The organism is Cellulomonas taurus (assembly GCF_012931845.1).
GTDB lineage: Bacteria > Actinomycetota > Actinomycetes > Actinomycetales > Cellulomonadaceae > Cellulomonas > Cellulomonas taurus.
Genome location: NZ_CP051884.1, coordinates 238515 through 252514, shown reverse-complemented (window position 1 = coordinate 252514; position 14000 = coordinate 238515). Strand labels below are relative to the sequence as shown.

Genomic DNA, 14000 nt, shown 5'->3' with positions numbered 1-14000 from the left:
CGCGCACCCGGTCGGTCGGCGGGAGCATCGCACCATGACCACCGACGACTCGACCGACCGGCCACGGATCGTCGTGGTCGGCGACGACGCCAGCGCAGAATCCTCCGCACCCCAGGTCGATCAACCGGCCAAGGTGATGCGGATCGGCACCATGGTCAAGCAGCTGTTGGACGAGGTGCGGTCGTCGCCGCTGGACGACGCCGCCCGCAGCCGCTTGGCCGAGGTGCACGAGCGGTCGCTGGCCGAGCTGGAGGACGGCCTGTCGCCGGAACTGGTGGCAGAACTGCACCGGATCACGCTGCCGTTCACCGAGGACGCCACGCCCTCGGACGCCGAACTGCGGATCGCCCAGGCGCAGCTGGTCGGGTGGCTGGAGGGCTTGTTCCACGGGATCCAGACGGCACTGGTCGCGCAGCAGATGGCGGCTCAGGCGCAGCTCGGCCAGATGCGTCGAGCGCTGCCGGGGAACGCCGAGCAGCCGGGCGGATCCCCGGGCAACGGGCCCGGACAGTACCTCTAGCCGTCCCTCCTGCGCCGGGCGGGCACCGCCGTCAGCACGATCGCCGCCGACACGCACAGCAGCCCCACCACCTCCCACCCGTGCGGCCACTGCCGCAGGGCGACCGCCCCCACCACCGCGGCGGTGGCGGGCAGCAGGGCGAGCAGCACGGCGAAGGTCGCCGCCGTGACCCGGCGCAGGACGACCTGTTCCACGGCGTAGGGCACCACCGACGACAGCACCGCGATGCCCACCACCGCGAGCGCCAGTCCCGGGTCGTGCAGCACCGGGGTCGCACCGGAGGCGAGGAACGGGGCGAAGACGATCGCCCCCGCGAGCATGCCGACCGCGAGCGAGGCGAAACCATCCGGTGCCGGGCGGCCGTCGTCCACGGGCGGGTGGCCACCATCGGCCGCCGGGCCCGTGTCGTCCGAGGCCGGGCGGAGGTCCTCGGGCGTGCGGTCACCGCCGACGGCCACCCGCCGGCCCAGCAGGATGTACCCGGCCCAGCAGGCCGCGGCCGCGCCGATGGCGATCAGTCCGTGCACCACCCGGGGATCGTCACCTGCCCGCAGCTGCACCCCGGCCAGGGCCACCACCCCGGCGGCGGCGACCACGATCCCGGCCCGTTCCCGCCACCCGCGTCCGGTCACGGCGGCGACCGCCACCGGCCCGAGGAACTCGATGGCGACGGCGGTGCCCAGGGGCAGCACGTCGATGGCCAGGTAGAACGTCACGTTCATCGCCGCGAGCACCACACCGAACAGCGCGGCGGTCAGCAGGGATCGGCGGGTCCAGCGCGCCCGCCACGGTCGACGCCAGGCGATCAGCACCAGCGCCGCCACCGCGATCCGCAGCCACGCGACGGTCGGCGACACGACCGTGGCGAACAATCCCACCGCCAGCGCGGCACCGGCGTACTGGGTCAGCCCGGAGAAGACGAACAGCACCGGCGCTGGGATCCGGCCACCTTTCGTCACCCACCCAGCCTACGGACCCACCCCACCCCCCAACCCACCACCCCCACGTCCCACACGCACCCGCACCCGCACCACAGCGCCGAGGTCGGCACTCCGCGCCGGGTCGAGCCCGGCGAAGTGCCGACCTCGGGCGCGAAGTACCGACCTCGGGCGCGAAGTGCCGACCTCACGCGGGGCGAGGCCAGGCGGGGTGGGTGGGGCGGGGCGGTTGGGCGGAGTGGGTGGGTTGGGTGGGTGGGGTGGGTGGGTGGGGTGGGTGGGGTGGGTCAGCCCTTGACCGAGCCGGCCAGGAGTCCGCGGACGAAGTACCGCTGCAGGGCGACGAACACCACCACCGGCACGATGATCGACACGAAGGCCCCGGCCGACAGCAGGTGCCAGGCGGTGCCGCGGGTGCCGGTCAGGTTGAACAGCGCGACGGTGAGCGGATTGACGTTCGCCTGCCCGCCGAAGGTGAGACCGACCAGCAGGTCGTTCCACACCCAGAGGAACTGGTAGATGCCGAAGGCCGCCAACGCGGGCTTGAGCATCGGCAGCATGAGCCGGAAGAACACGGTGACGTGTCCGGCACCGTCGACCCGTGCCGCCTCGATCAGCTCACCGGGGATCTCCCGCATGAAGTTGTGCAGCAGGAACACCGCCAGCGGCAGGGCGAACATGGTGTGCGCCAGCCAGATCGGCCAGAACGTCCGGTTGATGCCCATGTCGACCCACAGCTCCAGCAGCGGGAGCAGCGTGACCTGCAACGGCACCACCTGAAGGGCGAACACGGCGACGAACAGGGTGTTCTTGCCGGGGAACCGCATCCAGGCGAAGGCGTAGGCGGCCAGCGCGGCGATCAGGATCGGGGCGATCACCGCGGGCAGGGTGATCGCGATCGAGTTGATGAAGTACGGGGCGAGGTTGTCCTGCCCGGTCGAGCCGAGCACCGTCTGGTAGTTGTCCAGGGTGAACGTCGGGTTGGTGAAGACCGTCCACCATCCCGAGTTCTTGATGTCGGCCTCGGGTCGGAACGAGGTCACCAGCAGCCCGAAGGTGGGCAGGGTCCAGAGCACCGCGAGGATCACGGCGACCAGCGACGCCCAGGGCGAGGTGAGCTTCTTCCGGGCGGCGTCGGCGGCGGAGGACCGGCCTCGGCGACGACGACCCGATCCGGTGTCGACGCCCGGGTCCGCCGGGATCGCGGGAACAGAGAGCTGGGTCATCAGCGACCCTCCGATGCGCGGAGCTGGCGGACGTTGTAGACGATGATCGGCACCACCAGGATGAACAGCAGCACCGCCAGCGCGGCGCCGAGTCCCTGGTTACCGGCCGAGAACGACTGGGTGTAGAACTCGTTCGCCACCACGCTGGTGCCGAACGACCCGCCGGTCATGGTCCGGATGATGTCGAAGACCTTGAGGCAGCCGATCGCGATGGTGGTGAGCACCACGACCACGGTCGGCCGGATCGACGGCAGGGTGATGAAGCGGAACATCTCGAAGGCGCCCACGCCGTCGAGCCGGGCCGCCTCGGTCATCTCGGCCGGGATGGCCTTGATCGACGCGGACAGGATGGTCATCGCGAAACCGGCCTGGATCCAGATCATCACCACGATCAGGAAGAACGTGTTCCACGGTGAGTCGATCAGGAACTGCTGTGGTTTCCCGCCCAACCAGACGATCACCTGATTCAGTAACCCGATCTGCGGGATCTGTTGCTGACCCGGGAGCAGGTTCTCGATGTGGTCGCGGTATTCGTAGACGAACTTCCAGATGATCGACGCCCCCACGAAGGAGATCGCCATCGGCAGGAAGATCAGTGCCTTCGCGAAGGACTCGCCGCGTGCCCCGTCGACCAGGATCGCGTAGATCAGCCCGATCACGGTGGCGACGAACGGGGTGACCAGCACCCAGAGCACGGTGTTGCGCAGCACGACCAGTTGCTCGTCGGAGCTGAAGATCGTCAGGTAGTTGTGCAACCCGATGAACTGCGACCCGGCGGCGTCGTACAGCGAGCGGACCACGGTCCGGCCCGCCGGGTAGACCAGGCCGACCACCAGCAGAACCAGGGTCGGGGCCAGGAAGAGCCAGGCCGTCTGCCGGCGACCGCGTCGCTCGGCGAGGGCGGCCAGGAACAGGATGATGCCGACCACCGCCGCGAAGGCGATCAGCGCGATCAGCATGGTGAGGAGCTTGCCGCCTGTGGTGGTGGCGGCGACGGCGAGGTGCACGGTGCCTCCCAGAGACCGGGGACGATGGCTGACGACCGGCCCGGACCCCGCGAGGTCCGGGCCGGTCGTGGGAGGTCAGATCAGGAGGCGGGCCAGGCCGCTTCGATCTTGTCCAGCGTGTCCGCGGTGGACTGGCCGGTGATCCAGTTGGTCGCCTGCTTCCAGAACGCGTTCGACCCGACGGCGGCCGGCATCATGTCCGAGCCGTCGAAGCGGAAGACCGTGTTCGGGTCCTGCAGGATGTCCGCCGACAGCTTGTCGATCGGGTTCACCAGGTTCGCGGTGTCCAGGCCCTTGTTGGCCGAGATCCAGCCGCCGGAGGTGATGTCCGAGGACGCCTTGGCCTTGTTGTTGGCCCAGGTGTCGGTGGACAGGTAGGTCTGGAACGCCTGCACCTCGGGGCGGTCGGAGAACGCGAGGTTGAACTCGCCACCACCGAGCACCGGCTTGTCCTCGGCGGTCTCACCCGGCAGGTAGAACGCGAAGGCGTTGCCGTCCTCGGCGACGGTCACCGAACCGTCGGTCGGGAAGTTCGAGGCGTAGAACGACGCCATCCGGTGCAGGAAGCAGGTGCCCTGCGGGATGCCCAGCCCGGCGTCCTGGAACGTGGTGGTGGCGATGGAGTTCACGTCACCGAAGCCGGCGTTCACGTAGTCCGGGTTCTTCAGGTAGTCGCCCACGGCGTCCAGGGCCGCGGTCGGCGCCTCGGAGTTGAAGGCGATGGAGTGGTCGACCCACTGGTCGTAGACGTCCGGGCCGCCCTCGGGCACCCGGAGCATCATGTCCTCCATCCAGTCGGTGATCGGCCAGCCGGTGGCCTCACCGGAGGCGATGCCCGCGCACCAGGGCTTCTGGCCGGTCTTCGCGATGGTGGCGGTCAGGTCGGATAGCTCGTCCAGGGTGGTCGGGACCTCCCAGCCGTTGGCCTCGAAGATCTGCGGGTTGTACCAGACCAGCGACTTCACGCTGGCGCCGGACGGGGCGGCGTAGAACGTCCCGTCGACGGTGCCGTAGGCCTTCCAGTCCTCGCCCCAGAACTCGTCGACGTTGGCGGCGACGTCGTCGGGGGCGGCGACCGCCTTGCCGGTGGCGACCAGCTGCTGCAGCAGACCCGGCTGCGGCACGATCGCGATGTCCGGCGCGCTGCCCGCCTGGGCCTGCACCAGGATCTGCTGCTCGAAGTTCTTGTCCGAGGTGTACTCGATGGTCGCGCCGGTGCAGTCCTCGAAGGGCTTGTACGACTCGACGTAGGGCTCGTCCTCCGGCGCCACGATGCCGGAGTACACCGTCACCGTCTTGCCGCTGAGGTCGCCGTACGCGTCGTAGTCGGCACAGTCGGTGGTGGTCGAGCCGCCGCTGGCGGTCTCGTCGCCCCCGGAATCACCACCGCTGGAACAGGCGGCCAGGGCCAGGGCGACCCCGAGCCCTCCGGCGATGACGGCACTCCTGCGGTGCCGACGGATGCTGGTCATGCGGTCCTCCACATCGTCGTGGTGGCTACCGGGCCTCATCGCCCGGTGCATCAGGACTCATGCAAGCGTTTACATCACCAGCTGACAAGCCGTGCGGCGTCACAATTCGGTCACAGGCCGGGTGGAACTCCGCTGGATCAACGTGGTCGGGAAGACCACGTCCCGGGGCACCGGCGTGCCGGTGAGCAGTTCGAGCAGCATCGTCGCCGCCGTCACGCCCTGCTCGTACGCGTCCTGGGCCAGCGTGGTCAGGCCGAGGTGTTCGGACATCTGGTGACCGTCGACGCCGATCACCGACACGTCCTCGCCCGCCCGCAGCCCTCGGTCCCGCACCGCCAGGATCGCGCCCATCGCCATCTCGTCCGAGGCGGCGAACACCGCCGTCACGTCGGGCCGCGCGTCCAGCAGGCGGTGCATCGACGCCCGACCGCCCGCGACGTCGAAGTGGCCGTGCACCTCCAGGTCCGGCGAGGGGTCCAGCCCGCGATCCGCGACCTCCAGCCGCCACCCCTGGGCGCGCCGGACCGCCGGGGACCAGGCCAGCACGTCGTCCGGTTCCCCGGTCAGGTGCGCGACGACCCGGTGCCCCAGCTCGGCCAGGTGCGCCACCGCCCGGCGCGCGGTGTCCACGTCGTCCAGTCCGACCGTGACGTGGTCCGGGGCGCCCGGTCCGACGAAGACCAGCGGGTAGCCCAGCTCGTCCAGCGCGGCGATCTCGGCAGGTTCCAGCGGCAGACCGACCACCAGCACCCCGTCCACCCGTCGCCGGAGCACCCCCGGGTCGAGCGCCAGCCGCCGCGTGCCGCGGTCGACCTCGAAGGTGTAGAGCAGCGCGTCGAAGTCCTCGGCCCGCAGCGCCCGCTCGGCACCCTCGATCACCTGCGCGAAGAACCAGTGCGACACCCAGGGCGAGATCAGCCCGATGGTGCGGGTGCGACCCGTGGCCAGCGAGGCGGCGGTGGGCGATGGCACGTAGCCGAGCTCCTCGGCGGCCCGACGCACCCGTTCCCGGGTGGTGTGGGTGACATTGGGCAGGCCGCGGAGTGCTCGGGAGACGGTGGCTGTGGACACACCTGCCGCCCGGGCCACGTCGACGATGCCGTGCGCCATGCGGGCGATTGTGCATCGTCGGGCGGGGCAGGGTCCACCGGCGGCCCGACGATGAGCACCCGGGCGTCCGGCCGGGAGACCTCCCCCCGCTCCCCGTGTTTCCACGCAGGCCGACCCCGCCCGATCCCGCCCCGGATCAGGCTGGGTGCCATGACGCCCCACCTGTCCGGCCGCGCGAAGGGAGCCGTCCTGCTGCTCGCGTGCGCGCTGGCGGTGACGGTGGCGGTGGGCCGTTCGCCGTGGACCGACGCCACCTGGACCGATCGGGAACACGCGGTCGCGACCTTCCACGCCGTGTCCTTCCAGACCCAGAGCCAGGCCGCCGGATCGACCGGGTGGGCGCATCACCCGACGGGCGACCCGGCCCAGCTGTTCCTGGACCAGGAGGAACTCGCACCGGGTGGCACCCGGCTGGAACCCGCGGCCGGGCCGTCGATCTACTCCTGGTTCAACGTGCGCACCTCGCCGGACACGGACACCGCCGCGCACCTGTCACTCACCGACGTCAGCGCCGTCGGTGATCTGGCCGCGGCCGTCGACTACCGGGTGGTCGCGCGCACCGCCTCCACGGCGCCGTGCAGCGCGGCCGACTTCACCGCCGACGCGTCCTATCTGGCCGGATCCGCGACCGGTTACGCCCATCTCACCGGCTGGGTCAGCCCGGAGCCGTCGGTCCCCCTGGGTGCGCACGGCACCGACCCGGCCGGACTGTGCGTGGAGATGCGGCTCGCCGCCGACGCGCCCAACTCCTACCAGGGCACGCACGCCGACGTCGTCTGGTCCTTCACCGTCACGCAGGCGGAGCAGTGATGAGCACCCGATCCCGGCGGCTCGCGGCGACCGCGCTCGCCCTGGCCATCGTGCTCCTGGGTGCGGTGGCCCTGCGCGGCGGCCACCGCTGGACGCGGGCGGGCTCCCTCGGCACCGAGACGGTCACCACCATCGCGGATGCCGACGAGGTGCCGCTGCCGACCTCCACCTGCACCGTGGTCAGCGGTGCGCCGCACATGCTGACCCTGACCGACGCCGGTGACGGGCTGCCGGTGCTGGAGTACCGGGTGGAGATCTCGGTGTCGCACGTGCCCAGCGGCAGCTACTCCTGGGCGACCGGCACCGTCGACAACACCCCGATGCTGCCCCTCGGCGAGTCGTTCTGGTCGGCCGACACCGCACAGGTCGGCTGGGGGATCGAGGGGTGGTCACTCGGCGGCGACAGCTGGTCCGGCACCGTGAAGGTCCAGGCGATCGGGCCGGGTGGCTGGACCTCCGACCCGGTGTACTTCGACTGGTCGATCGTCTCCCCCGGCATCGGCGCCGCCACCGTCACCTGTGCCCCGCACTGAGGGCCGGTCAGCCCTCGGCGAGCACCGAGCGCAGCACGTCCAGCAGTCCGTCGTCCTCGATGGTGCCGGTGACCTCGTCCGCGGCGGCGCGCACGTCGTCGCCCGCATGCCCCATCGCGACCCCGCGGGCCGCCCAGTCCAGCATCTCGACGTCGTTGGAGCCGTCACCGACCGCCACCGTGGCGAAGGGCTCGACGCCGAGGTCGCGGCGCAGGTCCTCCAGCGCCGACCCCTTGTTCACGCCACCCGGGGTCAGGTCCAGCCAGGCCGACCAGCCGACCGCGTAGCTGACCTGGTGCAGACCGACCCGGCGCACCAGCTCGCGGAACTCCTCCGGGGTGCGGCCCGGGTCGCGCACCACGACACGGGTCGCCGGGCGGGACACCAGCTCCTCGAAGTCGCACACCCGCTGGTCGCCGGTCAGCTCCCCCTCCGGGAAGCCCCGGGTGACCAGGAAGCCACGGCCGAGGTCCTCCACCGCGAAGTACGCCTCGGGCAGTTCCAGCTGCAGCACCCGCAGCGCCGGCTCCGGGTCGAAGGTGATCTGCCGGGTGACCTCGTAGCCGCCGGGCAGCTCCGGGTCGAGCCGGCTGGTGACGGCGCCGTTGGACGATACCGCCCACCCGGTGGTGATGCCCAGGTCGTGCGCCACCGGGACGGTCGCCCGCACGCCGCGGCCGGTGGCGAGCACGATGTGCGCACCGGCCGCCTGCAAGGCGGTGATGCTCGCGCGCACCTCGTCGGAGATCACCCCGTCGTAGGTCATCAACGTGCCGTCGACGTCCAGGGCGATCAGGGTCCCGGCCACGGTGCGCGGGTGGGTCATCGCGATGCTCCTCCGGTGGGCTCGAGCAGCTCCAGGCCGCCCAGGTACGGACGCAGGCCCTCCGGCACCCGGACCGAGCCGTCGGCCTGCTGGTGGTTCTCCAGGATGGCGACGATCCAGCGGGTGGTCGCCAGGGTGCCGTTCAGCGTGGCGACCGGGCGCACCTCACCGTCGGCGGTGCGCTCCCGCACGCCCAGGCGGCGGGCCTGGAAGGTGGTGCAGTTCGAGGTGCTGGTCAGCTCCAGGTAGCGCTCCTGGCTGGGCAGCCACGCCTCGCAGTCGAACTTCCGGGCGGCGCTGGACCCGAGGTCACCAGCGGCGGTGTCGATCACCCGGTAGGGCAGCTCGGCCAGGGCCAGCATCTCCTCCTCCCAGCCCAGGATGCGCTGGTGCTCGGCGGCGGCGTCCTCGACCGTGGTGTAGCTGAACGCCTCCACCTTGTGGAACTGGTGCACCCGGATGATCCCGCGGGTGTCCTTGCCGTAGGACCCGGCCTCCCGGCGGTAGCAGGCGGACCACCCGGCGTAGCGCTTCGGTCCGGCGGACAGGTCGATGATTTCGCCGGAGTGGTAGCCGGCGAGCGCCACCTCGCTGGTGCCGACCAGGTACAGGTCGTCGGCCTCCAACCGGTAGATCTCGTCCGCGTGCGCGCCGAGGAACCCGGTGCCCGCCATGATCTCCGGCTTGACCAGCGTCGGGGTGATCACCGGCGTGAACCCGGCGGCCAGCGCCTTGTCCACCGCCGCGTTCAGCAGCGCCAGCTCCAGCCGGGCACCGACACCGGTCAGGTAGTAGAACCGGGCACCGGAGACCTTGGCGCCGCGCTCGGTGTCGATCGCCGCGAGGCCCTCGCCCAGCTCCAGGTGGTCCCGGACCCGGAAGTCGAACTCCCGCGGGGTGCCCTCGTGGCGCAGCACCACGAAGTCGTCCTCGCCACCGGCCGGGACACCCTCGGCCACGATGTTGCCGATCCGGCGGGCCAGCTCGGTCGCCTCGGTCTCGGCGGCGTCCGCGTCGGCCTGCAACGCCTTGACCTGCTCCGCCAGCGACTTGGCGCGGGCCAGCAGTTCCTGCTTCTCCTCGCCCTGCGCGGCGGCGACCAGCTTGCCGAGGGACTTCTGCTCGGCGCGCCGGTTCTCGAAGTCGGTCAGCGCGGCCCGGCGACGGGCGTCGGCGTCCAGCACCTGGTCGACCAGCCCCGGGTCGTCACCACGCGTCACCTGGCTGGCACGCACGATGTCGGGGTCCTGACGCAGCAGCTTGAGATCGATCACCAGGCGAGCCTACTCAGCGATCCGACCAGGTCGCGGGCGGAAGTCGTCGGATGTGCGTAGATTCCCGTGCATGACCTGGGAAGGATGGCTCGCCGTTGCCGCCACGATCGTGGCGGTCGCCGCCCTGATCCTGGGGTTGATGAACCGCCGGGCGGCGCTCCCGGCCCGGGCCCCGTTCCGCGGCACGGTGCAGGCGCCGACGCCGGAGACCCCGCCGGAGCAGAAGCGGCCACTGGTCGCCTTCGTCGCTAACCCCTCCAAGACCGGGGTGCCCGACCTGCGCCCGCAGCTGCGCCGGATGTGCGCCGAGCAGTACCTGCCCGAGCCGCTGTGGCTGGAGACGACGCCGGAGGACCCGGGGATCGGCCAGGCGAAGCAGGCGATCGAGCAGGGCGCGGACCTGGTGGTCGCCCTCGGCGGTGACGGCACCGTGCGCGCGGTCGCCGAGGCGCTGGCCCACACCGGGGTGCCGATGGGGCTGGTCCCGGTCGGCACCGGCAACCTGCTGGCCCGCAACCTCGACATCCCGATCGGTGACCCGCAGGCGGCGTTCCAGCTCGCGCTGGACGGGATGGACCGGACGATCGACGTCGGCTGGCTGCGGGTCCTGAAGTTCGAGTCGAATGTCGACGACGACATCGCCGAGGCCTCCGACGACCTGCCGGACGACACCGACATCCCCCGCGACCACATCTTCCTGGTGATCGCCGGGGTCGGCTTCGACGCCGCGATGGTGGCCGACGCCGACGACCAGCTCAAGGCCAAGGTCGGCTGGATCGCCTACTTCGTGGCCGGGATCAAGCACCTGCACGGCAGCCGGCTGCGGACCACCGTGCGCCTGGACGACGCCGACACCGAACCCACCCGGGTGCGCAGCCTCCTGATCGGCAACTGTGGCCGACTGCCCGGCGGGATCACCCTGCTGCCCGACGCCGAACTGGACGACGGCTGGCTGGACATCGCCGCCATCGACACCCGCGGCGGGGTCGCGGGCTGGGCGCAACTGTTCGGCGAGGTCGTGCTGCAGGGGGTCGGGGTGCGACCGCAGCTGCCGGCCAAGATCGGCCGGATCGACCACGCCCGCGCCCGCGAGGTGCACGTGTCCATCGCCGGCGGCGAGCACGTCCAGGTGGACGGCGATGTCATCGGCGAGGTCACCGAGCTGTCGGCCCGGGTGGACCCGGGTGCCCTGGTGGTCCGGGTCGGCGCACGATGACTGGGTGATCGCACTCAAAGTTCGTCGATCCACTACTTAATTCCGGCGAAACCCGGGACGTGGCGGCCCGACGACCGGAACCCTGCTCGGCATGGCTGATCTGGAGCTTTCCCACGACGCGGCACTGTCCGCACACCGCGAGTTGCACGGTGTCGCGAACGATCTGGTGCACGATCTGCGCTCCGCGGTGCCGGACACTGGGTCGACCTCCGCCCAGGAAGCGGTGGACTCCTGGTTCGACTGGCTGTCGGTCACCTCAGGGGCGGTGGCGGGAGGGATGCGGGTCAGCGCGCAGGAGGTTGCGCGAGCTGCCGAGATCCTCGGCGAGGCGGACGGCCGGTTGGCTCACGGTCTGGCGACCACCGGTGTGCAGGTCGCGCGATGAGAGTCTGGGACCGGGACCACCCAGGAGTCTGCGACCTTGAGAGCTTCGATCAGGTGCTCTACCACCTGGTCGGGCGGGTGCTGCCCGATCTGGCGGAGGGTGCCGAGCGTGCTGACCGCGCGATCAGCACGGCCGCCGACGGCTGGTCCGGTCGGAGTGCCGACGCATGGGAGGACACCGCCCGACCCAGGGTGACCGCGATCCGCGACTTCCACGACGCAGCACATGTCGGCGCCGAGACCTTGAACCTGTACCTGTACACCGTGGCGAGCATCAAGGGCCGCTCCACTCCGGCCCTCGCCGAGTGGCAGCAGACCACCCTGGACCTGTCCCGCGCCGAGGACGAGCTCGACCGGGTGCGCGCCGACCCGTCCAGCACCGACGACGACCGCTGGCAGGCGCTCGCCCGGGTCCAGCGCTGCGAGGACGACCAACGCGGTGCCCGCTCCTGTCTCGACCGGCTGGACGACGAGCGTGAGCAGGCCGACTACGGCCTGCGCGCCGGACTCGAACGGTCGATGCCACCCAGTTGGGTGGCAGGTGGCGGCACACTCACCGGGACGCTGCCACCCACCGCTCTCGCCCGGGGCACCCACGACATCGCCGCCTGGGCGCGGGGTCTGCCCGACGGTCCGCAGGGTGACGCCGCACTACGGTGGTTGGCCACCCAGCTCTCCGACCAGGACCTCGACGCTCTCCTGGCAGCCTGCCCCGCGCTCGCGACCCGGCTGATGAGCGACAGCAACCGGCAGGTGTTCGGCGCCGAGTACCCCACGCTGGCGACGGCGCTCGGTGTGGTCGACGCGGATGCTCGGATCGCGGCCGTCATGAGCGCCTGCGCATCCATGAGCCCGGACCAGCTCGCCGACCTGGCGCGCGCCTGGCCCGGGGTGGTGCACAACCTGGACGGGATGCCGCTGCCGGTGCGGATCGCGGCGAGCCGGACGGCTGTGCGGGCGGCGATCCTGGACGTGGAGGAGCAGATCGCCGGGGTGCGACGGCAGACCGCCGCCATCACCGGGAACGACCCGCTGCAGGTGGCGATGCGGCGGGAGTTGGAGGGGAGCATCGCGGACCTGCAGGCGCGGCAGGGGTGGTATGGGCAGCTGCTGGCGGAGTCGAGCGATTACTGGGTGGTGGGCGAGCGTGATGCGCGGCACACGGCCGGGCATCAGGTGGTGCTCTTCGAGCCCGATGCCGGCCGGTTCGGCGAGGTGGTCGGCGATGTGCAGGCCACCAGCATTGGAATCCTGGTCGGCGGGACCGGAACCAACCTGAAGAACATGCCGGATCAGCGCGACCGCGCGTCCGAGTTCGTGAAGGAGGCCGGGGGCGGCCTGGCGGTGATCGCCTACCTCGGTGGTCCGATGCCGCAGAACATCGCCACCATCGCCCCCGATCCGCCGCACGGTGGCTACGCCGAGGCAGCCGACTCCGCCTATGCCCGCGCGATCGCCCCGCACCTGGCGGCCTTCGCGAATGGTGTCCGGGCGACCACCGGGGCGACGGTCACGGCTGTCGGCCACTCGTACGGCGGGTCGGTGGTCGGTGCCGCGGAGGCTGCCGGAATGGTCGTCGACCGGGTCTTGCACGTCGAGTCGGCCGGGTCCGGACCCGGGGTCAGCACCCCTCAGGACTATGCGGCACCGGACACCCCGCGCTACGTCATGACGGCACCGAACGACCCGATCATCTACGCCCAGGGCATGTCCGTCGGGCCGCTCGGTCACGGCACCGATCCGAACGTCCTCCCCGGGATCACCCGCCTGGAGACCGGTCGGGTGGACAGCACCGACCCGCACAGCCCTCTGGTCCAGGGCGGCCCCGCTCACTCGGGCGTCTTCGGCACCGAGGGCTCGGACACCAAGCCGGATGCCTGGCAGAACATCTACAGCGTGCTGATCGGCGGTGACGTCACCACCTGGACCCCACCACAGGAGGTCTGGGACCGCGGCCCGGGCGGAGAACTGCGCAATCACGTCGAGTACCCCATGGCCGACCCGACCTTCGTGCCGCCGACGGTGGATGTGCCATGACCCGCCGCCAGATCCTGATCGGACTGCTCATCGTCGCCGTCCTCGCCACCTCCGCCTGGTGCAACCGACAACCCGACCAGAACGCCCTGCGCGCCACCTCCGACGCTGCCTACCGCAACGCCGTCACCGTCACCGACGACCTGATCCAGCACTTCCGCGACACCTTCCCCGACATCCCCATCGAGGTGTACCGCTCGTACTACGAGGGCGAGTACTGGTTCGACTGCACCTGGACCCCGCGCGACCAGGGCGAACCGCCCGCATCCATCCGGTGGTCCACCGGCCCCCGTCTCGCGATCGACACCGACCGGCCCGGCCTCGATCTGATCGACGACTTCATCGCCGACTACCTCAACGACGGTGCCGTCATCGTTCGCGACGATCGCGACCACGGGAACCCGCCGTCGGTCACCCTTGACTATCACGACGCTGGAATCGTCATCAGCGGCGTCACCCGAGCGGGACTGGACGAAGGGTGGGCCAACTACATCGACCTGGACGTCTCGACCCCGTGCTTCACCCCGCCCGACGACATCCTCACCTACGACCGCGAGCACCCCGAGCGCTATTTCACCCCCGCCCCCATACCCACCTCATGAGCCGTGCTCCACCCACCAGCACCACTCATTCGGGTCACACGACACCCG

Annotated in this window: 14 protein-coding genes; 7 read left to right on the top strand and 7 right to left on the bottom strand. The window is 71.0% G+C overall.

The window, feature by feature from the left end; translation table 11 throughout:
* Positions 1-34 precede the first annotated feature (34 nt).
* Complete coding sequence (locus tag HGK68_RS01125) at positions 35-520, top strand: bacterial proteasome activator family protein (protein ID WP_246260473.1); 486 nt, start codon at positions 35-37, stop codon at positions 518-520.
* On the opposite strand, the gene HGK68_RS01120 is transcribed toward HGK68_RS01125, so the two are convergent.
* From HGK68_RS01120 to HGK68_RS01100, 5 genes are all read right to left on the bottom strand, one after another.
* Positions 517-1461, bottom strand: coding sequence for an EamA family transporter (locus tag HGK68_RS01120; protein ID WP_169166864.1), 945 nt, complete (start codon positions 1459-1461; stop codon positions 517-519). The two genes, HGK68_RS01125 and HGK68_RS01120, sit on opposite strands and share 4 nt — an antisense overlap.
* A 284-nt stretch (positions 1462-1745) precedes the next feature.
* Entirely contained in the window at positions 1746-2684 is a 939-nt protein-coding gene (locus HGK68_RS01115; protein WP_169164308.1) for a carbohydrate ABC transporter permease, read from the bottom strand.
* Positions 2684-3643 carry a carbohydrate ABC transporter permease gene (locus HGK68_RS01110; RefSeq protein WP_169166863.1) on the bottom strand — a complete coding sequence of 320 codons (960 nt, stop codon included), beginning with the start codon at positions 3641-3643 and terminating at the stop codon, positions 2684-2686. The genes HGK68_RS01115 and HGK68_RS01110 overlap by 1 nt, the downstream gene beginning before the upstream one ends.
* 128 nt (positions 3644-3771) lie before the next feature.
* Positions 3772-5163, bottom strand: coding sequence for an ABC transporter substrate-binding protein (locus HGK68_RS01105; RefSeq protein ID WP_169164307.1), 1392 nt, complete (start codon positions 5161-5163; stop codon positions 3772-3774).
* 99 nt (positions 5164-5262) lie between these two features.
* Positions 5263-6273: a LacI family DNA-binding transcriptional regulator gene (locus tag HGK68_RS01100; RefSeq protein ID WP_169164306.1), complete on the bottom strand. Its 1011-nt coding sequence runs from the start codon at positions 6271-6273 to the stop codon at positions 5263-5265.
* A gap of 150 nt (positions 6274-6423) precedes the next feature.
* On the opposite strand from HGK68_RS01100, the gene HGK68_RS01095 reads away from it, so the two are divergent.
* Positions 6424-7083 carry a hypothetical protein gene (locus tag HGK68_RS01095; RefSeq protein WP_169164305.1) on the top strand — a complete coding sequence of 220 codons (660 nt, stop codon included), beginning with the start codon at positions 6424-6426 and terminating at the stop codon, positions 7081-7083.
* Entirely contained in the window at positions 7083-7616 is a 534-nt protein-coding gene (locus HGK68_RS01090; RefSeq protein WP_169164304.1) for a hypothetical protein, read from the top strand. The genes HGK68_RS01095 and HGK68_RS01090 overlap by 1 nt, the downstream gene beginning before the upstream one ends.
* A gap of 7 nt (positions 7617-7623) precedes the next feature.
* Here HGK68_RS01090 and HGK68_RS01085 read toward each other — a convergent pair whose 3' ends face one another.
* Positions 7624-8442 carry an HAD family hydrolase gene (locus HGK68_RS01085; protein ID WP_169164303.1) on the bottom strand — a complete coding sequence of 273 codons (819 nt, stop codon included), beginning with the start codon at positions 8440-8442 and terminating at the stop codon, positions 7624-7626.
* Positions 8439-9716 carry a serine--tRNA ligase gene (gene serS, locus HGK68_RS01080; protein WP_169164302.1) on the bottom strand — a complete coding sequence of 426 codons (1278 nt, stop codon included), beginning with the start codon at positions 9714-9716 and terminating at the stop codon, positions 8439-8441. Before serS ends, HGK68_RS01085 begins: the two co-directional genes overlap by 4 nt.
* 70 nt (positions 9717-9786) lie before the next feature.
* Between serS and HGK68_RS01075 the strand changes: the two genes are divergently transcribed.
* The 4 genes from HGK68_RS01075 (at position 9787) to HGK68_RS01060 (ending at position 13952) form a co-directional block, all read left to right on the top strand.
* Complete coding sequence (locus tag HGK68_RS01075; protein WP_169164301.1) at positions 9787-10932, top strand: diacylglycerol/lipid kinase family protein; 1146 nt, start codon at positions 9787-9789, stop codon at positions 10930-10932.
* Positions 10933-11023: 91 nt separating this feature from the next.
* Positions 11024-11317 (top strand): hypothetical protein, encoded by a 294-nt coding sequence (locus HGK68_RS01070; protein WP_169164300.1) that lies wholly within the window; start codon positions 11024-11026, stop codon positions 11315-11317.
* A complete protein-coding gene (locus HGK68_RS01065; protein ID WP_169164299.1) occupies positions 11314-13353 on the top strand; it encodes an alpha/beta hydrolase in 2040 nt (679 codons plus the stop codon). Before HGK68_RS01070 ends, HGK68_RS01065 begins: the two co-directional genes overlap by 4 nt.
* Complete coding sequence (locus tag HGK68_RS01060) at positions 13350-13952, top strand: hypothetical protein (protein ID WP_169164298.1); 603 nt, start codon at positions 13350-13352, stop codon at positions 13950-13952. Before HGK68_RS01065 ends, HGK68_RS01060 begins: the two co-directional genes overlap by 4 nt.
* Positions 13953-14000: the final 48 nt, after the last annotated feature.